Source organism: Roseicyclus mahoneyensis (assembly GCF_003148775.1).
In the GTDB taxonomy this organism is placed as follows: Bacteria; Pseudomonadota; Alphaproteobacteria; order Rhodobacterales; family Rhodobacteraceae; genus Roseicyclus; species Roseicyclus mahoneyensis.
The window spans coordinates 17,610-37,603 of the sequence record NZ_QGGW01000012.1; the positions used below are offsets into that span (position 1 = coordinate 17,610).

Annotated in this window: 18 protein-coding genes, 2 tRNA genes and 4 pseudogenes; 8 read left to right on the forward strand and 16 right to left on the reverse strand. The window is 61.0% G+C overall.

Annotated elements, in window-relative coordinates; all coding sequences use genetic code 11:
• Positions 1 to 73 precede the first annotated feature (73 nt).
• The 5 genes and pseudogenes from C7455_RS19985 to C7455_RS17735 all read right to left on the reverse strand — a co-directional run bounded on the left by C7455_RS19985 (position 74) and on the right by C7455_RS17735 (position 4,557).
• Entirely contained in the window at positions 74 to 958 is an 885-nt protein-coding gene (locus tag C7455_RS19985) for a hypothetical protein (protein WP_146200040.1), read from the reverse strand.
• Positions 955 to 2,298 (reverse strand): FAD-dependent oxidoreductase, encoded by a 1,344-nt coding sequence (locus tag C7455_RS17720; RefSeq protein ID WP_109670526.1) that lies wholly within the window; start codon positions 2,296 to 2,298, stop codon positions 955 to 957. The genes C7455_RS19985 and C7455_RS17720 overlap by 4 nt, the downstream gene beginning before the upstream one ends.
• 416 nt (positions 2,299 to 2,714) lie before the next feature.
• Positions 2,715 to 2,940: pseudogene (locus tag C7455_RS20700) on the reverse strand (IS91 family transposase); the annotation flags it as partial.
• Between the two features lie 49 nt (positions 2,941 to 2,989).
• Positions 2,990 to 3,283, reverse strand: a pseudogene (locus C7455_RS20520) (phage integrase N-terminal SAM-like domain-containing protein); the annotation flags it as partial.
• Between the two features lie 227 nt (positions 3,284 to 3,510).
• Positions 3,511 to 4,557, reverse strand: coding sequence for a LacI family DNA-binding transcriptional regulator (locus C7455_RS17735; RefSeq protein WP_109670528.1), 1,047 nt, complete (start codon positions 4,555 to 4,557; stop codon positions 3,511 to 3,513).
• Positions 4,558 to 4,649: 92 nt separating this feature from the next.
• On the opposite strand from C7455_RS17735, the gene C7455_RS17740 reads away from it, so the two are divergent.
• The 3 genes from C7455_RS17740 (at position 4,650) to C7455_RS17750 (ending at position 6,604) form a co-directional block, all read left to right on the forward strand.
• Positions 4,650 to 4,726: transfer RNA gene (locus C7455_RS17740), tRNA-Arg, on the forward strand.
• Between the two features lie 155 nt (positions 4,727 to 4,881).
• Entirely contained in the window at positions 4,882 to 5,739 is an 858-nt protein-coding gene (locus C7455_RS17745; protein ID WP_109670530.1) for a hypothetical protein, read from the forward strand.
• Between the two features lie 289 nt (positions 5,740 to 6,028).
• Complete coding sequence (locus tag C7455_RS17750) at positions 6,029 to 6,604, forward strand: helix-turn-helix domain-containing protein (protein ID WP_109670532.1); 576 nt, start codon at positions 6,029 to 6,031, stop codon at positions 6,602 to 6,604.
• Here C7455_RS17750 and C7455_RS17755 read toward each other — a convergent pair.
• From C7455_RS17755 to C7455_RS17795, 9 genes are all read right to left on the reverse strand, one after another.
• The gene (locus C7455_RS17755) at positions 6,601 to 7,926 is read right to left on the reverse strand and encodes a type II toxin-antitoxin system HipA family toxin (protein WP_109670534.1); all 1,326 of its coding nucleotides are present in this window, start codon (positions 7,924 to 7,926) and stop codon (positions 6,601 to 6,603) included. The two genes, C7455_RS17750 and C7455_RS17755, sit on opposite strands and share 4 nt — an antisense overlap.
• 1 nt (position 7,927) lies before the next feature.
• Positions 7,928 to 8,173: a helix-turn-helix domain-containing protein gene (locus C7455_RS17760; protein ID WP_245904412.1), complete on the reverse strand. Its 246-nt coding sequence runs from the start codon at positions 8,171 to 8,173 to the stop codon at positions 7,928 to 7,930.
• A 129-nt stretch (positions 8,174 to 8,302) separates the two neighbouring features.
• On the reverse strand, positions 8,303 to 11,437 hold the full coding sequence (locus tag C7455_RS17765; protein ID WP_109670538.1) for a type I restriction endonuclease subunit R: 3,135 nt from the start codon (positions 11,435 to 11,437) through the stop codon (positions 8,303 to 8,305).
• Complete coding sequence (locus C7455_RS17770; protein ID WP_146200041.1) at positions 11,430 to 12,182, reverse strand: abortive infection family protein; 753 nt, start codon at positions 12,180 to 12,182, stop codon at positions 11,430 to 11,432. Before C7455_RS17770 ends, C7455_RS17765 begins: the two co-directional genes overlap by 8 nt.
• On the reverse strand, positions 12,179 to 13,717 hold the full coding sequence (locus tag C7455_RS17775; RefSeq protein ID WP_109670542.1) for a restriction endonuclease subunit S: 1,539 nt from the start codon (positions 13,715 to 13,717) through the stop codon (positions 12,179 to 12,181). The genes C7455_RS17770 and C7455_RS17775 overlap by 4 nt, the downstream gene beginning before the upstream one ends.
• A complete protein-coding gene (locus C7455_RS17780; RefSeq protein ID WP_109670543.1) occupies positions 13,714 to 14,118 on the reverse strand; it encodes a nucleotidyltransferase substrate binding protein in 405 nt (134 codons plus the stop codon). Before C7455_RS17780 ends, C7455_RS17775 begins: the two co-directional genes overlap by 4 nt.
• Positions 14,115 to 15,659, reverse strand: a complete 1,545-nt coding sequence (locus tag C7455_RS17785; protein ID WP_109670545.1) for a class I SAM-dependent DNA methyltransferase — start codon at positions 15,657 to 15,659, stop codon at positions 14,115 to 14,117. The genes C7455_RS17780 and C7455_RS17785 overlap by 4 nt, the downstream gene beginning before the upstream one ends.
• Positions 15,637 to 16,011, reverse strand: coding sequence for a hypothetical protein (locus C7455_RS17790; protein ID WP_109670547.1), 375 nt, complete (start codon positions 16,009 to 16,011; stop codon positions 15,637 to 15,639). Before C7455_RS17790 ends, C7455_RS17785 begins: the two co-directional genes overlap by 23 nt.
• A 2-nt stretch (positions 16,012 to 16,013) precedes the next feature.
• Positions 16,014 to 16,436 (reverse strand): helix-turn-helix domain-containing protein, encoded by a 423-nt coding sequence (locus tag C7455_RS17795; protein ID WP_109670548.1) that lies wholly within the window; start codon positions 16,434 to 16,436, stop codon positions 16,014 to 16,016.
• 68 nt (positions 16,437 to 16,504) lie between these two features.
• On the opposite strand from C7455_RS17795, the gene C7455_RS17800 reads away from it, so the two are divergent.
• A complete protein-coding gene (locus tag C7455_RS17800; protein WP_146200042.1) occupies positions 16,505 to 16,804 on the forward strand; it encodes a hypothetical protein in 300 nt (99 codons plus the stop codon).
• 161 nt (positions 16,805 to 16,965) lie between these two features.
• On the opposite strand, the gene C7455_RS20525 is transcribed toward C7455_RS17800, so the two are convergent.
• The gene (locus C7455_RS20525) at positions 16,966 to 17,934 is read right to left on the reverse strand and encodes a hypothetical protein (RefSeq protein ID WP_245904413.1); all 969 of its coding nucleotides are present in this window, start codon (positions 17,932 to 17,934) and stop codon (positions 16,966 to 16,968) included.
• Between C7455_RS20525 and C7455_RS20530 the strand changes: the two are divergent.
• The 4 genes and pseudogenes from C7455_RS20530 to C7455_RS17820 form a co-directional block, all read left to right on the forward strand.
• A pseudogene (locus C7455_RS20530) lies at positions 17,860 to 18,219 on the forward strand (tyrosine-type recombinase/integrase); the annotation flags it as partial. The gene C7455_RS20525 and the pseudogene C7455_RS20530 overlap by 75 nt on opposite strands.
• A 110-nt stretch (positions 18,220 to 18,329) precedes the next feature.
• Positions 18,330 to 18,436, forward strand: a tRNA-Arg gene (locus tag C7455_RS20235).
• A gap of 133 nt (positions 18,437 to 18,569) precedes the next feature.
• Positions 18,570 to 18,890, forward strand: a complete 321-nt coding sequence (locus C7455_RS17815; RefSeq protein WP_245904417.1) for a hypothetical protein — start codon at positions 18,570 to 18,572, stop codon at positions 18,888 to 18,890.
• Positions 18,865 to 19,173, forward strand: a pseudogene (locus C7455_RS17820) (transposase); the annotation flags it as partial. The gene C7455_RS17815 and the pseudogene C7455_RS17820, both read left to right, overlap by 26 nt.
• 26 nt (positions 19,174 to 19,199) lie before the next feature.
• On the opposite strand, the gene C7455_RS17825 reads toward C7455_RS17820, so the two are convergent.
• The gene (locus tag C7455_RS17825) at positions 19,200 to 19,922 is read right to left on the reverse strand and encodes a FadR/GntR family transcriptional regulator (protein ID WP_109670618.1); all 723 of its coding nucleotides are present in this window, start codon (positions 19,920 to 19,922) and stop codon (positions 19,200 to 19,202) included.
• Positions 19,923 to 19,994 lie beyond the last annotated feature (72 nt).

Genomic DNA, 19,994 nt, shown 5'->3' on the forward strand with positions numbered 1-19,994 from the left:
CTACGGATTTGGTTCTGCCACCCAAAGCGTGGCGACCGACCTTACCGAGGATCAAAGCGGCACGTGATCCCCTTCATGGGTTTGGGCATCCATGCACCGGGAGCCCCGTCGGCTCATAGCCAGGGTGCCGGGTATAATATCCTTCAGCTTTGCCCGCGCGTCGCACTGCATTCAGGTAAAGATTGAAGCGCAGCGCAGCACGGATGTCCGGATCGTCGACAAAGTCGTCGACGTAGCTGGCCATGACATCCGCCGCTTCGATCATATCGTGCGGGGACCGCTTCCAGCCATCCGTCAGACTGCCGGTCCAATATCGCTTTTTCATTGTTGCTTCTGGTGTGAAGGTAAACTCACCAAGAAGAGAGTATCCAAACAGCCAGGCGCGCTCAGAATGCCGCAAGGATGCAGTCGGTCGGATCAGGAGCGGGCCATTGTCAACGACATTGGCGCGAACGACGGATTTGAAGGCACCGTTGTAGTGTCCCCTCCAGAAAAATTCGGCCGCGAATCGCAACTGATCCGTAACAGGTTCCGGCCATACCTGAGGTTCGTCCCGATTTGGCAGGCGCTCTGCGCTGTCGGTTTCCGCAAGCACGCGACCGTGGCTCAATACCAGTTTCGGATGGCAGCGCAGAGGCTGCACAAGCAGCGCTGTCGCGGCGGCGGGAAAGGTATCATCGTGGGGCGTTATTCGGAAAAACGGTGTCCTGCACTCCGAAATCAGTCGGTTGCAATTGCTTACCCAGTTGCCACCATCAGTGCCGGAAAACACCCGCACATCCGGGTTTGACGCATAGCGATCAGCGATCTGCTGTGCGGCGTCATCGAGCCCGTGTTCATCCGAGCAAAGCACCGTAGCGCCGAGCCTGAGATGATCGTCGATATTCTCGAACACGATGGGCAACTGCGGAACAGAGCGGTAGAGCGGGATCAGACAGGTGACGTCATGCAAACTCATGTCAGAACGCCTTTCAAACCTCGAGCCGCCCGAACTGCGAACATCGGGGCCGTGCAAAACTTGCCCGTCGACAGTGACACCCAGGTGTCGTGATGTTCGACGCCGATTTGATGGCGTTCGTGCAGGCCGCTCTTCCTGTCATCGATGTCGCTTTCGCCAACCGCCATGATGAACCCTCCGCCGACCGTCGTATTGTTCTTGTAGGCCAGCAAGTCCGACACACCCGGTATCAGCCTTGAAAGGTTCCGCAGCGATCTGACCCGAATGTCGTCGTGGTTCGCCGCGTCAACAATGGCGCGGACCTGATCGGGGCTGGCGGTGGTAGACATCGACAGCCGGCATGCGGGATACCAGGAGATGTACACACGTGCCTTTCCGTACAGCACAAAATCCCCATAAGGGCCGACCAATGCGGTGGTGCTGGGGAGGGTGATGGACTCCGGCGGCACCTCGATCGTAACCGTGGCTTTCCACCGTTGTGACCACACAAAGGGCGAGCCAAGCCCAACCATTTCGTCGATCCGAAGGCGATCTTCCCAAAGCGCGTTGATCACCGCTGCCGCGTCGAGTTGGGTTATCTCGGTCTGGTCGCTCAATCGGATGCGGTAACCGGACGCACCGACACGACGTACATCCATAACGGTCCGAGCGCCCAGAAAAGTGATCAGCGGGTGCGCATAAACGGCTGCAGCAACGATATCCGACACTCTTCCCGGATCAACGGCGATCTCCGGGGTATGATAGGCCGTCTGCACGCAATCCCCATAATGGGTTCTATAATATTCTTTTGTCGCAACTCTGGCTCGTTCATAGGGCGACAGGCCCATTTGATCACAAAGCTCTGCCACCGTATCGTCGACGCTATTGAAATACGCCCAGATATCATCCGGTGTGCGGGCGGAATCGTCCGGAACGACATAGGTGAACGCGTCCGACACCGTGAAGCGATCCCTGGGGCACCCCGTCAGACGCTCCAGCGTGTCCAGGAATCTCAACGTTCCCTCAGCCAGAATCTTGTGTGTTTCCAAACTCGTATCGGCCGCATAGACATATCCCAGATGCAATTTGCCTTCATTGTGGCGGCTTGCACCCATCATGGGCCGCGGTGTCCGGTCGATCAGGGTCACCCGTTGCCCAGTGTGCGCAAACTCGAGCGCAGCGATACATCCTGCAAGTCCTGCCCCAAGAATTGCAACACGTGCCTTTTGGTTGTTTGGATCGGACAGGGCGTGTTCCTTGCTCTGGTTGGTTCGGGTAACCAGTGGGCCCGAACTGATTGGGTCAACGCGACGGAAGGTTGGAGGCCGATATGACGCATCGGCGGTACCGGCGAGCTTCATTCCCTTTTCTTGTGACCGTCTTCACCGGTGTCTGGTTCGAAACTTGCCGAAACCGGCACCTTTGAATGGCTATCGCACAAATTACTTGACGTGGTTCGTGATGCACATCCTGCGCCGCAAGATGCAAGTTGGCTTTTGGGGCATATGCAGCTGCCACAGGTGCGTTCTTCGGCATCGTCTCACGCTCTGTGAATACGCCATCACCGGATTTTGCAGGTGCCGCCAATGACAGATTCGACGGTCCGCGCGGCAGGATTAAGATCGACCATGGATCTCTGCTTTGGTGGTGGTTTGCTGATCCGGGTGGCGTAAGGCTGGCGTGTGGCGCGTCGGGGAACGTTTGGCTCACGCCGACTTGGCCGAGGCAACGAGACACAGCCGGTGCTGTCTTGCGACGGATGACAGGCGATGCGCCATGCGGCCTGTTGCCTCGTTGGGGGCCGCGACATGGGTGTCTGTCCGCGGCGGAAGATCTCGACGCTGCGCATGGGGCCACCGCAACAGGTGCACGGTTCGCGCAGGGTGAGCGGGATGATCTCGGGCACTGGCTCTCCGGTCAGGCTGCTGGACGCGGAGCAGGGCGCGGCGCTTCGTGGGGTTGGTCTTGCGGACCGAGCTGGCCGGCAGGCCGTGGTGCCGGATGCCCCTCACCCGCCTCGACGCTGAAGACGACCGGCAGCCTCCGCAGTTACGTACGGAATTGCACGTAGCGTTTCATCGTCTCCCTCCCGCAGGTCATGCCGAAAAAGAACCGCCGTGCCACGATCCGCGCGTTGAACGTCGATGACATGACCCCGCTGTCCGTCAGGTGAAGCTGATGGGCACGCAGATCCTCGGGCGTCGCCGTGTCGGGCGATCACGCGAGAAAGGCCGCACAATACTTGATTGCCCGGATGTGCGACTTCTGTGCCTTGTCGCCTATCCCGCGGATGCCCATGTCTTCGCTCCGCCGCTGGCGCAGCGGGCGCACTCTCTCCGTTGCCATGCAAAGCACAGGTCCGATGATTGAGAGGCTCCAATCGTCAGGCGGGATCATCCATTCCCAGATGAACGGCGCTCAGGTCAGCGCGCAACCATTACCAACGGCCCCATCGCCGCGCGAGCGGCTTCGTCCTTGGCCGATTTCAGCGCGCCTCCCAAGTAGCCGCTCTGGATCGTGCCGTTTTCGGACCCGTTGGGCGGCTCCGGGCCAAAGCCTCCGTCGAGGCCCCTCTACCGCACCGTATCCCCGGGCAGGAACACTGGTGCCAGAGTCACGACCTCGTCGCTAAGCGCATTGGCGGCGACGAGCTCGGCGGCGCGCCTACCGATGGCGTGGCGTTGGCTGTCCATCGTGGCGATGCGGAGCGGCAGGCCGTCTAGCACCTCGAAGGAGTTGAAGCCCGCAAGCCCGATGCGGTCGGGGATCGAGAGACCCTTTTCCAGGCAGTAGAGCAACCCGCCCGCCGCGTTGATGTCGCTGTTGTAGTAAAGAAAATCGAGGTCCGGGGTGCGGGTCAGGATCTGTTCGGTCATGGCGCGGCCGGTACCGAAGCCCGAGGCGCCCGCGTAGAGGCAACTGTCGCTCAGGCTCAGGCCAGCCTCGGCCAGACCGGCCACGAACCCCTGGCGGCGTTTCTGGGCGCGGTGATCCTTGATCGAGGAGGAGCCGCAATAGCCGATACGCCGGTAGCCGCGCGCCGCGATCTCACGCGCCATCTGGCGACCGGCCTCGAGGTGGCTGATCCCGACGCAGGCGGCGACAGGGTCGCCGTCGACATCCATGACCTCGACCACGGGGATGCCCGCACCCGCCATCATCGCGCGGGCGGCGTCGGAATGCTCCAGCCCCGCCACGATCAGGCCGGAGGGGCGCCAGCTCAGCATCTCGTAGATGACCTTTTCCTCGAGATCGTCGTCGTATTTCGAGGTGCCGATGACGGGCTGAAGGGGAGTTTCATCCAGCACCTCGCCGATCCCCGCCAACACATCGGGAAAGACCATGTTGGACAGCGACGGGATGACGACGCCGACAAGGTTCACGCGGTTGGAGGCCAGCGCGCCCGCAATCTTGTTGGGGACGTATCCCAGCTTGCGGGCGGCGGTGAAGACCCGCTCGCGCGTCTGCGCAGAGACATCGCCACGGTTGCGCAACACCCGGCTGACGGTCATCTCCGACACGCCTGCGGCCTCGGCCACGTCGCGCAGCGTCATCTGCGGTTTGCCGTCGAACGGGTTGCGTCCGCGCATCGGTCCGGGGCGGTCGGGGGTGCGTGTCATGCGGATTTGATAGGGCGCACCGGGGCACACCGCAAGCGGCGTGCGAATTGCGGCTTGCCCGGGCGCCGCGAATGGCCGAAAACCGGTGGCGTGGCCCCGTGGCTCAACTGGATAGAGCAGTCCCCTCCTAAGGGACAGGTTACAGGTTCGAATCCTGTCGGGGTCACCAAAAAACTCAATAAAATATGGCTTTTTTTCAGAGGCGTGGAGAGGCCGCTGCAGAAACGTCCGTTTGATTCCCGGGGAAATCTGGGGCGGCAGACAGGATTTCTGTACAAAACCTGTACAAGTTGAGGCCGGTTTAGAGCCTCGTGGAGCGCGGCTATGAGCTGGCGTGTCGCGAACGAATGCGCCGAACGCCGCTTCGGCAGCGCCGCGCGCAAACAGATCATCATGTTTCTGGCCGACAAGGCGAGCGATGACGGCTCGGGCATCTGGTGCTCGAAAGGGACGATCCAACGGCACACGGAGCTTGGCGAAAGCACCGTGAAGCGGACGATCAGCGATTTCCTGAAAGAAGGCATTCTGATCGAGACCGGGCGGCGGCCCTGCAAGAACGGTTTCACCGTCATTTACCGCATTGTTCTGGCCCGCGTCATGGCGCTGGAATCGATGGCCGAACCCGATGAAGGGACGGGGTCCACGGTGGACCCCGTCCAGCCTGAACCAGGTACGGGGTCCACCATGGACGGGGTACGGGGTCCACGGTGGACCCCAAACCACCCTGAAACCATCCATAAACCACCTACGCGCAAGCGCGCGGAGGCGGCGGTAGATGAAAGGGTTGAGAAGATCTGGGCCGCCTACCCCAAGGACCGGCAGCGCGGGAAGGCGGCAAGCGTGGGGGCGATTGCCGAGGCGCTGGCCGAAGGCATCGACCCCGACGACCTGCTGCGCGCAGTGCGGGCCTATGCGACCGAGAGCGCGGGCTTCACCCGTTCCAAGGTCTGTTTCGCCGACAACTGGTTCGCCGCCCGCCGCTGGCAGCGCTTCCTCGAAATGGCGGCCGAGGAGCGAGAGGCCCGGACAACGCTGGCCGCCGATCATCACGCCCGACTGGCCGCATGGGTCCGCGACCGCAGCCCGATGTGCAAACACATCACCGCCCCGCAGGTGACGGCGCTGATGGCTGCGGGGCTGGTGACCGATGGCCAGCTTCGCGCGGCGGGGTTGGCGGGATGAGCGGCGCGTCCTCTGCAAATTGCGCCGCGCACCGCGTCCCGTGCATCGCGCTTTCCGGAGCGTGTGCCGTGTCCCGTGTCCGTTGCGCCGCGCCTTCCGCATCGCGTCCTTTGCGCCGCGTCCGGTGCCACGTGCTTTGCGCATCGCGTTTCCCGCATCGCGCCCCCTGCGCCCCGTCCAACCAAGCACACCAACCGAAACGGACTCCAAGCCCCTGACCCACCTCCGCTGACGCTGGGAGGCGGGGGGCTTGGAGGAAGTTGGCAAGAAATAGGAACGTAAACTTCACATGCGCCACCATCGCAAACTGACCGACGACGAACGCCGCCAGATCATCGAGGCCCGCGCCGAGGGCACCCCTGCCGCTGCTCTGGCCCGACGCTTCGAAGTATCGACCCGTACGATCTACAACACGTTGAGCCGGGCCAAAGGCGCGCATCCGGGCCCCACAACGACGATCAGCACCCGCCTGAGCGCGCGCCAGCTGGCGGGGTTCCAGGCCGCGCTGGCGCGTCGCGGCATCACCGACCAACCTGCCGCCCTGCGCCGACTGATGGGGGCCGCTGACATCCTTTTGCGCCCGGTCGATCCGGTCGTGCTGGACCATCTGCAAGCGTGGGGCGAGCAGGTCGCCACCGAAGGCGCTGCGGTCAACCACATCGCCCGCAAGCTGAACGAAGCCAAACTGCGCGGTCGCCCGCTGCCCTTCACCGACGAGGACATGACCACGATCCGCACCTTCGCCGGGGGCCTGGTCGAATTCGCGGAAGAGTTCCGCATCTTGTGGGAGGCACAGCTGGCCGCGAAGACGCGCGAGGTCGACAAGGCGTTGGAGGGGTTGGGGGCAGAGGCCCCGAAGCCCTAAAGCAGGTCCCGCATCTGCGCCGCCCGCTGTGTCGCATCGCTCGCGATCGGCTCGCTGACCGCCGCCGGGACCTGATCGCCCACCGCCAGAAGCGTCCGCTTCAGCGCAGGGCCCAGTCGATCTACCATGTCCCGCAACAGCTCCAGGGCGCGGCCCTTGGGCAGACCCGCTGCGCGGCCCTCGGCCTCGAAGTGGCGCGGCACGATCTCGTCGATGCCGTAATGGCCATCGATCGACATGGCGAGGCGGTAGCGCTTACGCTGCAAGCGTCCGGCGCGGACGACCGGGGCGACGCTCAGGATGTCATAGAGGGGCGCGAGCGTGAACCGCGCACGACGCCCCAGACGCAGGCTGAAGTTCTTGGCGTGCCCATCAGAGGCTCCGATCAGGAAGAAGAACATCTGCGCCCGGAAGAACGTTTCCCGATCCTCGATGGGTGTGTCGGATTCCCGCAAAAGCTCCATGATCTGCGCGATGCCGGGGCCGCCCAGCCTCTGGTATTTCATGGCGGAAGGGTAACCCAACGACTGGCAGATATCCTCTTGCGGCAGGCGTTTCAGGGTGTCGCCGTGCCAGACGCGGTCGAACCGTTCGACCGAGAGCACGACCTGCCCGGGCAGGGTGAGCTTTTCGACATTTGCGACGGGCAGGCCGATTTCGCGCGCCAGTGGCATGCAGAACAACTCGTTCTCGACGCTGTCGCTCAGATCGATCTCCTCGGGGCCCGGAATGAGGCCCATGGGCGTCTTGAAGATATGGCTGGTCGGCGTGATGCCGCACGGCTTGGCCCACTGCCCGTCGATACGCAGATAGGCCGTTTTTTCCTGCGCACCGGCGATGGAAATCCGGAAATCCTCGTCTTCACCCAGGGCGAGGGGTGCTGTGGCGAGGTTCTTCAGGTCGGCAACCATCTCCTCTTCGGAAATGACGCGATACTGCATGTCCTGTTCGGACGGGGCCTCGTCCAGCGGCAGGAATTGCAGCGCGCCGACACAGTCGCGCCCCAGCACGGACAACAGAGAGAACACATCCTTGCCCTGTGCGCCTACGCGCGCGGCGATCTTCTCTCGCAGCTCGCCTTCGGCATCGGGCAAAAGGTTGTCGAAGGCGGCGACAACGGGATCGCCCTGCCATTTGAGCTTGGTCAGCGGCAGGGCACTGGCAACCGGAAAAGCGGCCTCGGACGCCAGCCAGTCAGGATCGTAGGAGAAGGCGATGGCCCCATCCGTCGCGCGGGTCAGCGTGCCCACCCGCGCCCTTTCGTACCAGACGGCGGTCTTGCTTTGGCGTGTGCGTCGGCCCGCGCGGGCGATCCGTGCCATCCTAGCGCTGCCCAGGGTCAGCTATACGGTCCGTCGCGGACAGTTCCGCACCGAGGGCCTCTAGGAGGCGCAGGTAGACATCGAGGCTTACGGAAACGACGCCGTTCTCGATGTCGGAAATGGTGGATTGCGCCGTCCCCGTCATCTCGCCCAGCTGCTTCTGGCTGATCTTCCGCGCCGCGCGCCGCGCCTTCAGCACGGCCCCGGCTTGGCGCAGGCTTCGGATGGGGTATGCGGGCGCTTTCATCATGAATGCATAGCTTAAGGGCTATAATTTGTAAATATCCCCCATGAGCTATAATAGAAAAATATAGCCTAAGAGCTATTAGGCACGCCGCCTTGATCGACGGTGCGTCAGCTGGGGTTCTTGCTTGCCTTACAAATCTTTCAGGAGGGTTTCAGCCTGCTCGAGAACGATCTGCGCAGCTTCAGTAGATAAATCAGGCGGATAGCCATATTTTTTGAGTATGCGCTTTACAAGAATGCGCATCCGCGCCCTAGCACTTTCTTTCTTGTGCCAGTCAACGGTCGCATTCTTGCGAACCTGATCGAGCAGCTCATGCGCGATCAGGCGCAACTGTTCGTTGCCCATGGCTTCAACGGCGCTCTCGTTCTGTGCCAGGGCGTCGTAGAAGGCCAGTTCTTCGTCGGACAAGCCTTCGGCCTCACCACGGGCCGCAGAAGCTTTCACGTCTTTGGCAAGGTCGATCAGGGTCTGGATCATCTCGACCGTGGAAATGGCGTTTGCGTGATAGCGGGCGACTGCCTCTTCGAGGCGCTGACTGAAGGCGCGGCTTTCGACGATGTTTCGCTTGGCTTTGCTTTTGATCTCTCCGTTCAGGAGCTTCTTGAGCGCCTCCAGGGCAAGGTTCTTGCGCTCCATAGACTTAATTTCGAGAAGGAATTCATCGGACAGGATCGAAATATCGGGCGTCTTGATGCCCGCCGCATGCAAGATGTCTACGATTTCCGCATCAGCGACCGCCTTGTTGACCAACTGCTCGATCGCAAATTGCTTCGCCCGAGAAGAGAGTTTACCTTTGACCGTGGTTTTGGTCATCGCCGCGCGAACGGCCTGAAGGAAGCCGACCTCGTCTTTGACGTCCTTTGCCAAATCGCTGGACGATGCCAGAGCAAAGGCGCGTGACAGTTCCACAGCTGCGTCCTGAAACCGCGATAGCTCCTTTTTCTTCTCGACGTCGGACGACTTCTGGCGTGCTGCCTGTGCTTGTTGCCCGACGATCCAATCGACCGCATCACCGAGCGCCTGCAAGCGCGCCTGAGCCGCGCCATGAAGGCCTGCGCTGTAGTCATGCCCATTGAACATGTGCCGGACGACGTCGAGCTTTTCAGCCAGCAGCGCCACCGCTTGTTCCTCGTCGATACCGGTGCGTTCGCGGTCGGCGTCGGAATACTGTGACAGAGCATTCTTCAGATTCTGGGCAATGCCGATGTAGTCGACCACCAGTCCGCCCGGCTTGTCCCGAAAGACTCGGTTGACCCGGGCAATGGCCTGCATCAACCCGTGTCCACGCATGGGCTTGTCGACATACATTGTGTGCATACACGGGGCGTCGAAGCCGGTCAGCCACATGTCCCGAACGATGACCAGCTTCAGTGGGTCATCCGGGTCGCGCGCCCTTTTCGCAAGGTCATCGCGCCGTTTCTTGTTTCCGATATGCGTTTGCCATTCGAGCGGGTCCGATGCTGAGCCAGTCATGACGACCTTGACCGCGCCGGATGCATCGTCGTCCGAATGCCACTCGGGGCGAAGCGCGACGATCTCGTTATAGAGCGCGACGCAGATCCGGCGGCTCATGCAAACCGCCATGGCTTTGCCACCAAGGGCGGAAGTCCGCGCTTCCAGGTGCTTTACAAGATCGGCGGCCACTTGCTTCAGCCGCTTTTCTGCACCGACCAGCGCTTCAACGGTGCTCCACTTGGCCTTGGTCTTCTCCTGTTCGGACAACGTATCGTCCTCCAGGATAGCCGCGATCTCCTCGTCGATCTTCGGCTTCTCGTCTTCGTCAAGTTCGATCCGGGCCAACCGGCTCTCGTAATAAATCGGCACCGTGGCCTTGTCTTCGACGGCCCGGGTGATGTCGTAAATGTCGACATAGCCACCAAAAACCGCCGGGGTGTTTACGTCCGCGGTCTCAATCGGCGTGCCGGTGAAGCCGACAAACGAGGCATTGGGAAGCGCCTGGCGCACGTAGTGGGCGTAGCCGTATTTCCGCTCACCGGTCTTTGTGTTCACCTTCGCATCCAGACCGTACTGACTGCGATGCGCCTCATCGGCGATGACGATCACGTTCCGACGGTCGGTCAAGGTCGGGAACCGCTCCTCACCCTTCTCCGGGGTGAACTTCTGCATGGTCGTGAAGATCACGCCGCCGGATTGCCGAGCCAGCAAATCGCGCAGTTCTTCCCGACTTTCTGCGTGCTCGGGCGTCTGGCGGATCAGGTCTTTCGTCATGGCAAAGGTCTGGAAAAGCTGATCATCCAGATCGTTCCGGTCCGTCAGGACAATAAGCGTGGGATTCTCCATCGCAGGGCTGCGCACCAAAAGCCCGGCGAAGAACGCCATGAGCAGCGACTTGCCCGATCCTTGCGTGTGCCAGATCACACCGATCCTGCGGTCGCCCTCGGGCCGGGTCGCCTCGATCGCGCTGGCCAATGCCTTTCGGGCGCCGAAAAACTGGTGATAGCCTGCGATGATCTTGAACGGCCCCTCGCCCAGATCGCCGAACACCGTGAAATCGCGCAGCAGCTCCAGAAACCGCCCCTTGTCGAACACACCCTTAAGCAGCGTCGCCATTTCCTGCGGCCCCTCGGGTGTGAAATCACCTACCGCGCCGGTGACCGAGCGCCACGGCATGAACCGCTCTTCATTCGCCGTCAGAGAGCCGATCCGGGCCAGCAATCCGTCCGAACTGATCAACACCGCGTTCGTCCGGAACAGGGATGGAACCTGCAGTTTGTAGGTCTGAAGCTGGGCGAATGCATCCTCGATGGTCGCCGCCTCGCTGGCGGCGTTCTTCAGCTCGATCACCGCGACGGGCAGGCCGTTCAGGAACACGACCACATCCGGGCGGCGATTGTGCTTGCCCTCGATCACGGTGAACTGGTTCGTCATTAGCCAATCGTTGGCCTGCGGGTCGTTGAGATCGACCAGCCAGACCTTGTCGCCCCGGATCGTGCCGTCATCCGCCTTGAACTCCACGTCCACGCCATTGACGAGCAGAGCATGGATGCGCCGGTTTTCCTCGGTCGGGCTTTGCGACGCAGCCCCGGTGACCTGCCGGATCGCGTCCCGGCGGGCGTCTTCGGGGATGCGGGGGTTCAGCCGCGCCACGGCCTCTTCCAGCCGGCCCATCAATAACACCTCACCGTAGGAGGCGCGCTCTGGCGCCGACCCATCGGGCGAAATCACATCAGCCCCCAGATAGGGAATGCCCTGATCCTGCAAAATCGCCAAAGCGGCTTGCTCAACGAGGTCTTCGTTAATCATCCTGAATGACCTCTTCGGTTGGGAAAGGCAAAGTTGCGGTAAACATCTGCGCTTCTTTGTATGTCTCGCGCTCCAAGCCGAACAAAAATTGAGAGATGGAAACCTCAATTTCGCGCCTGTCGTCACTGTCGAACGCTACGCCCACAAGAAGAAGCCCGTCCTCAATTCGAGCAGAAATAAAACTGATATGCGCGTCAATCCTTTGGTTGAAATGTTCAAACCTCTCATAGGGCTCAAAAGTCCGAACCGGATCTGTTTGCTGATCAAGATATGCATCATGTAGGAAGCCGACGATTGTATCAGCCGCTATTACAGCCATCCGCCTGTGATGTTCGCTCAAGCGACTCACAAATCCGATTTTCCCATGACTGAGTGGTCCAGCTTTTTTCCGGAACTCACCAAGCTCGGTTACAAGCTTGTTATACTGCGACACAATTTTGTTCATCGGATCATCTCGTTCGTCGACGAGTGACAGCAAAGTTGTCGTAGCTGCTAGCCAATCTCCTAAGGTCGGATTAGCCCCCTTGATTGGGGAGTTTGGGTGCGTCTTGATCGGGTTCCCTGGGTGATCCAGCTCCTGCACAAGCGTCTTGCACGCGCATTCAACCATACATTTTGCTGCATCGATCGCCGCGTCATTTCCGGCGGCATATTCGCGCTGAAGGGCATCTAGTGTTTGCTGAATCATCGGAGCATGCGCCCAATGGACACAAAAACGAGTGATATTTGGATAAAGCTCGCTCACAAATCCTCCACACCGGTCAGGCGGAGTTCGCCGGACATGAGTTTGGGGAGGAGGAGGTCTCGGGTGGCGGCGAGGGTTTGGTTTTCTTGTTCGTTTGCTTCGATTAGCTGGACCAGTGGCAACAGAATGCCATGAAATGTCTCAAGCACTGGATCCCCCGGGAAAACAAGCGACAGCTTCGCAATATCGCTATTTGACACGAAAGGTTGGGCAGCGCCTTTGCGTATCGTTGTCAGGTCGAGTTCGCGGAGCGCATAGAAAAACCATTCGGGCTTAGTCCCGTTTTCGAGTTCAAAGAACGAGGCGTTGTTGTTGATCCATGCTCGCCCACGGTGGGCAACGAAGTTGCCGCAGTAAGCTCCGACCCTTCCGACGGAAATGACATAACCAGAGGCGTTCGCTTTGTCGGTATTGCCCATAAGGCCAGCACCGCCAAAAACCGGAATATCGCCGTCTTCAACAAACTCCGTTTTCGGGAGCTGTTTACCACCTTTCAACTTGGCGAATGAGCCGACCTCGCGCTCTTCCCACCCCTCCGGCAGCCCGTTCGCTCCGAAACTGTCGGGGAAGAGGGCGGCGAGGGGGGCGGCTTGGGTCGGGTCGGGGAGGAGGCCTCCGAGGATGGCGGCGGGGTCGGCGGTCCCTGCGGCCTTGCGGCGGGTGGGGCCGAAATCGACAAACCAATCCCGAAACACCGCCCGCGCCATCGCCTCTAACGTCTCATTCATCCGCCGGTTCAACTCGATCTTGTCGTCGAGGGTGCCCAATATGTTCGAAATTCGTGTTTGCTCTGGCTTGAACGGCGCATAGATATTCAGCTTTCCAAAGTCTGACTTATTCATGATTGGCTGCGCAGCGCCGCCCGCCCGATTGCGTATCTCTTCTTTTCGGGCTGAAAGATTATAGTAGATAAACAGCCTGTCGTAATCATCTGAAACGATGACCGAATTTATTTGCTGATTTGAGACAAAAGGAGGATCCACTAGGGCCGCTTTTCCCATGTCTGAGCCGATGCAGGAAACAGAGATGGCTGGGCGATCGACATAGGAGGACCCAACTTTCTTCGCACCATCAGCCGATAGGTTTCTTGCTGTAGTCTCGATCCGTCGCCTTCCGTCCATGTCCGATGGCGTCACGAACGGGATGTATCCGTCGTAGAAGTCCGGGTTGGACGTTGGAGGTGTTTTCCCTGTGACAATCTTTCCGACTTCATGGAGCTGAAGGTCACGCCAATCCGCAGGCACCCTCTGCCGTTCCACAATCTCCCGAAACTCCGGCGACACGGCGTTCAGGTCGATCACGTCCACCTTCCATGGCAGGTCTGAGGCCTCGAAGGCCTCCTCCAGATCGATCAGCACCTCGGATGGCAAGGGTTCGGCCCCTTCCAGCGCGATGTCCAGATCGGAAAAGGGTTTGGCCGTCCACGTCACGCGGCTGCCAAAGGCCCAGGCCAGCGTTCCGTTGGGCAGGTGATCCTTCAATAGCACCTGCACGATGGCCAATTGTTCGGGGCTGATATCGATCTTGGCGGTCATTCGGCGTTCCGCTCTTGCAGTCGCGCCAGCAGGAACGCCGCCTCGTCCCGAAAGGCGGGGATGCGCACAAAAACCTCGTTCGCCTTTTTCTCGTTATAGGCATGGCTGGTCGCGTTGCGCGCATCGCGGAAGTATTTCCAGTGATCCCAGCTTTGCGACAACAGCCCGCGTTCAGCGCCGGTGCGGATCATGTCGGGAAAGCTCATCTGGTCGATCTCGGACGGGTTGGGCGACATCGCCTCCAACTGCCGTTTCAGCAGCTTGTGGGCCAGTTCGTAGGTGTATTCGAACCGCTGGATGCAGGCATCCTTGACGAACTGGCTTTGGGTGCGGTCGTATTCCGCCAGCGCCTCGTCCAGCGAGGCGAGGGCTTTCTCGAAGGATGACAGCTCCAGCTTCATTGCGGCCCTCCCGGGATGCGCGCCAGCGTGCGGCGGATCAGGTCGGCCATGCGGGCGCTTTCCGTCAGTTGCGCGTCAAGCTGGGTGGCGAGGGCGGCGAATTTCTCCTCGAACGGCACGCCGTCGTCCTCCTCATCCGCAGCGCCGACATAGCGGCCCGGGGTCAGGACGTAGTCATGCTTGCGGATCGCATCGAGATCGGCGCTGGCGCAGAACCCCGGTTCGTCCTTGTAGGGCTGATCCGGCGCCTTGGCCCGCCAGCGGTGGTAGGTGTCGGCGATCCTGTCGATCTCGGCATCGTCGAAGTCGCGGCGCACGCGGTCGACCATATGGCCCATCTGGCGCGCGTCGATGAACAGCACCTCACCCCGCCGGTCGCGGTGGCCATTGGCGGATTTGTCATTTGCCAGGATCCACAGGCAGGCGGGAATCTGCGTGGAATAGAACAGCTGCCCCGGCAGGGCGACCATGCAATCGACCTTGTCCGCCTCGATCATCGCTTTGCGGATGTCACCCTCGCCCGATTGCTGCGAGGACATGGAGCCGTTGGCCAGCACCACGCCTGCCGTGCCGCGCGGGGCCAGATGGTGCAGGATATGCTGCAGCCAGGCGTAGTTCGCGTTGCCCTTGGGCGGCGTGCCGTATTTCCAGCGCCCGTCATCCGTCAGCCGCTCGCCGCCCCAGTCCGAGATGTTGAAGGGCGGGTTGGCGAGGATGTAATCGGCGCGCAGGTCGGGCAGCTCATCGCGGATGAACGAGCCTTCGTTGTTCCACTTGATCTCGGCGTCGATGCCCTGGACGGCAAGGTTCATCATCGCCAGCCGCCATGTGGTGTGGTTGATCTCTTGCCCGTAGACCGAGATGTCATTGCGGCGGCCGCCGTGATCTTCGATGAAGTTCTCGGACTGGATGAACATGCCGCCCGACCCGCAGCAGGGGTCATAGACGCGGCCCTTTTTCGGCTCCAGCATGGCGACCAGGGTTTTGACGACTGACCGGGGGGTGAAGAATTCACCGCCACGCTTGCCTTCGGATGAGGCAAAGCCCGACAGGAAGTATTCATAGACCCGGCCCAGCAGATCGCGCGCCTCGGTCGCGTTGCCGCGCATGTCGATCTTGGAGAAGAGGTCGATCAGATCGCCCAGCATCTCCTTGTTGAGCGTGGGGCGGGCGTAGTTCTTGGGCAAGACGCCCTTGAGCTTTTCGTTGGCCGGGACACGCTCGATCGCTTCCATCGCGTCGTCGATGATCTTGCCGATGTTGGGGTCACGCGCCTTGTTGCGCAGGTTGGACCAGCGCGCCTCCTGCGGCACCCAGAAGATGTTTTCGGCGAGGTATTCCTCGGGGTCCTCGGGGTCGGCGTAGTCGTCCAATGCCAGCTTGGCGTGGTAGCCCTCGAACGCCTCGGAGATGTATTTCAGGAAGACGAGGCCAAGGACGACGTGCTTGTATTCGGACGGCTCAAGGTTGCCGCGCAGGCGGTCCGCGGCTTTGAACAGATCGGCCTCGAAGCCGAGATCAGAGGTGCGCGCTTCGGCCATCGGAAGTCCTTCCAGTAAATGTCTTCAGGCGAACGATCACCCCCTGCTTGGCGCTGAAGTTTTCGCGCTGCAGGCGACGTCGGAGATAGCTTTCAATCGCGACGGCCAAGGTGAAGGCCGGAGTGGTCACGGCCATGATGCAGGCAGATAGTCCCGCGATCAGAAGTGGAAGCCATGGCATGTTGTCCGCATCCCCAAGGCCCATGAGCGGCCCCCAGGACATCAGGTAGGCCAGAGAGCTGACGCACATGGTGATCATCACCGGGCGCGTGAAGCGGCCAATGTCGGCCTGCATCCGCTCGGTGGTGGCCAGTTGGTGGCGCTGCCACGCCTCGGTTTGTCTCAGGTTCATTCTTATTCTCTCAACAGTTCGATCCAGGTGTGGACGTCGTCCATGGCAATTTCCTTTCCTTCCAGAAAGGAGCGATACCAACGCGCGGCAATCGCCCCACGCTTTTCGCTTCTTATCTTGATCCCGCTGGCGGACAGGTGCTTGTCCAGCGCGATTTCGAATTCCTCGAGCGCAGTCAGGTCGTGTTCTAGCCGCACCGCTTCGACGCCGAGGAGTATCCAGTTGAGGTCCACGGCGAACTGACGGTGCAGTTCGACCAGCGCCTCGACCGGGATCGAGCGCTTGCCCAGCTCGTAGCTCTGGTAGGCGCGCAGCGATATCCCGAGCGCTGCCGACATCTTGGCCTGGGACATGCCAAGTTCGTTGCGCGCGATCGCGATGCGCGCGCCCAGGGCGCTCAGGTAGTCATGCGGACGATCCACCATTTTTGACGGCAAGACCCTTGCTGTGACGCTCGATTGAGTGCTATACGCACAAATGAACGTAATTTGACGTGTTCCAGTTCGGGCGTGGTGCTTTGCTGCGTTTGACCCGATTCGTCCCACCTTACGAAAAGGAGATGGTTTTGGCACAAGAAAAACTGCTTTCGCCCAAGGAACTAGGCGAAATAGTCGGACTGAGCCCCGCGCAAGTTCGCGCGTTGATGAACGAGGGGCGTCTAGAGTTCGTCGAGATATCCTCAAAGACGAAGAGGCTGACGATGACCGGTTGGGAGCGCTTCCAGCAGCACGCGACCCGGGGTCCGGATTTAGAGAGGAAGAGGCCTGAGGGGGATTTGGGGCAAGTTGATTGAAAGAGGGAAAACAAGATGTCCATGCCCCGCACAGCGTTGACACATGGAACGCAAGCACATGTCTCGAAGGACGACCGGAATGCACACTTATCGGTCACCCGGGTGCAGATCGTTCCCGAATGCTCGAGCCGAGCTGATCACATCGTCACGGCCCCCAGTGCCTACCATCCGAAGATCCAGACCGGGGCATCGGAGAAATGTGCCTCGCTGTTCACCGTCGCCGCAGCGCCCAAGACGGCCCGCTTCGGCGGGAAGGGGTAGGCGATGATGAACACCGAACATGCGGAGCAGTCCCAGATCCTCACCATCGGCAAGACGCCCGCCCAGTGGGTCGAGATCATGGCCACGCACGGGATCGAGATTTCCGAGCGGACCCTGCGCGAGAAGGCCAACGACACCGGCGCGTTCTTCCGGCTGGGGCGGACCATGCTCATCACGCCCGCGCAAATTGACACCATCTTCGAGGAAGGACAGGCATGCCGCTCGAAATCTACAAGCGTGGCTCCGTCTTCTGGGTCAAGGGCTGGGTCGAATATAATGGCCGACCGATCGCCGGTCCATACCGCCAAAGCACGCGAGCGACTACTGAAGCTGGCGCGCGGGACTGGATAAACGACGAAACGCAGCTTCAGATCCGCAGACACCTTGTCGGCGAAGAGCATAGTCTGCGGTTCGCCGATGCGGTCAATTTCTACCCGGCAACCGCCAAAGATGCGCGGCAACTTTTGCCGATCCTGGACCAGATCGGTGATATGCCGCTGGGAGCAATCACAGGGGCGCTGCTGAAAAGCCTTGGTCGCAAGCTGAAGCCGAATGCCTGCACCGATACTTGGTGGCGCGAGATCGTGACCCCGGCGCGGGCAGTCATCAACCATGCGCATGAGCACAAGGGGACGCCGCATCTGACGGTCAAACGCTACGACAAGTTCGAGCGGATCGCGCAGGACGAGCGCCGTGGCAAAACGAGCCGGGTCGAACGCACCCCGGCGACACGCGACTGGATCGAGGCGTTTTGCGCTGAGGCTGATCCTTACAACGCAGCCTTGGCCCGTTTCATGTTTGAGACAGCAGCCCGGATCGACCAAGCGATCTCGATCGAACCCGGCGATCTGAGACCAGCATCCTGCCAAGTGAAGATCAAGGCACAGAAGGGTCACCCTGAAGGGTGGATCACCGTCTCGCCGCAGATGATGGCCGAGCTGGTCGCGTTGAAGGCCAAACGGCCAAAGAACCTCAAGACTGGGCAAGTGCTGTCGCCCCGCGTCTTCGGATATGGAAGCTCCACCGGCTACAACAATCGCTGGAAAACGATCTGCAAGCGGGCGGGTATCCCGTACCTGTCCGCCCACCGCGCCGGGCGGCACGGGTTCTACACCGAACTGGTGGTGCGGCAGGGGGTCGATCCCGTCACGGCGGCCAAGGCAGGGCGGTGGTCAGACGCCACATTGCCGATGCGAATTTACGCCCATGCAGAGACGGACGAGGCTGCAGTCAGGGCGCGGTTTCGTACAAACCATGTACAGGTGGCCCCGGTTAAGAAGCGTAAGCACAGAAAAACAAAGAAGGATCAGGAAAATGAATGAACCCCTCCTAAGGGACAGGTTACAGGTTCGAATCCTGTCGGGGTCGCCAAAAAGCCCGTTAATCCAAGGATTTTTGTCAGGGGCTTGCGAAGGGCACTGTGGAAACGCAGGCTTGATTTCCCGGCCAATCCGTCGCTGCGGACGGGATTTCCGTATTAAACTGTGCAAGTTGAGGCCCTGCAATGAGCTGGCGCGTCGCGAATGACTACGCCGAACGCCGCTTCGGGGCCGCTGCCCGCAAACAGATCAACATGTCCGTAGCAGACAAGGCGCGCGATGACGGCTCGGGCATCTGGTGTTCCAAAGGTACGATACAGCGCTACACCGAACTGGGCAAAAGCACCGTGAAGCGGACGATCAGCGGTTTCCCGACAGTGGTCGTCGTGATCAAAGCCAGACGACGGCCCTGCAAGAACGGTTTGCCGTATGGGTGCTGGAGGGGTTGGCGACATAAGCGTTCGCCCCAGAAGCCGGTCTTTCATTTGCGCCGACCGCGGCCATGATGCCGACTGGTTCAGAGATGCGTCGAAAGACATGGGGATCAGGCCCTGCATCTCGTGTCGGAAGTCGCATGGCAAGCCTGTCAAGGACGATAAGCGCCGCTACGATCGCCGCGGCAGGATCGAGATCATGTTCTGTCGCCTGAAAGACTGGTGCAGGGCGGCCACGCGCTACGACAGGTGCCGCAAGGTCTTCCTCTCAGCCGTCGCCTTCGCCGCAACCGTCATGTTCTGGCCATATCGAGAGAATGGATCCCTACCCCAAGCAAGGCCTCGACAAACCTAAGGGAAGCTCGAACGCCGTCTTCGCAATCAGGGTTCGATGCGACCTCCGACGGAGGACAGGTGCCTGCGCATCGCCATGTCCGACGCTTCGGGATCGCGGGCCGCGATGGCATCGAGGATGGCATCATGTTCGACAAAGCTCGCATGCGACTCTGGTGGCTTGCTCCCCACGCGGGTTGCGGTGCCGAACGAGACCATCCGCCGGATCATGTTGAGCTGATCGAACAGCGCCAACAGCGTCGGTGAGGCCGAGGCGAGAGCTACGCCGCGATGCAGATCGGCATCCAGCACCTCGTATTCGCGCCAGCTGGCGCAGCGCCGCGAGCGGTCGGCCAGAAGCCTGAGATGTGCGATTTCGGCAGCGGATGCGTGCAGCGCCGCCTCGCGCGCCATGGCGGGTTCGAACACGGCACGCGCGCGCATCGCGTCGGCGGGGCTGATGTCGCGGGCAAGCGCCTGCAGACCGCCCGCCTGAGACCCGTCCGCCAGATCGGCGACGAACGTGCCCTTGCCGACATGGCGCCACAAGACACCTTCGGCAACGAGGATCTCGAGCGCCTTGCGCAAGGATGACCTACGCAAGCCCAGTTCCGGACCGAGCCGCCGCTCGGGCGGCAGCTTGTCGCCCGCTGCAAAGCCACCTTCCATGATGAAGGCGCGGATCTGCGACACTGCCGCGGCATCGGAAACCTCATGCAAGGCCGCATCGGCGCGCGCCTCGTCCAGACCCACCCGGGGTTGCTCGGTCATCGTCTTGCCCCTTTTCATTGTGGCGAACCCTACGCGGCGGCGCAATCAGGATCAATACCGATTGATTTGCCA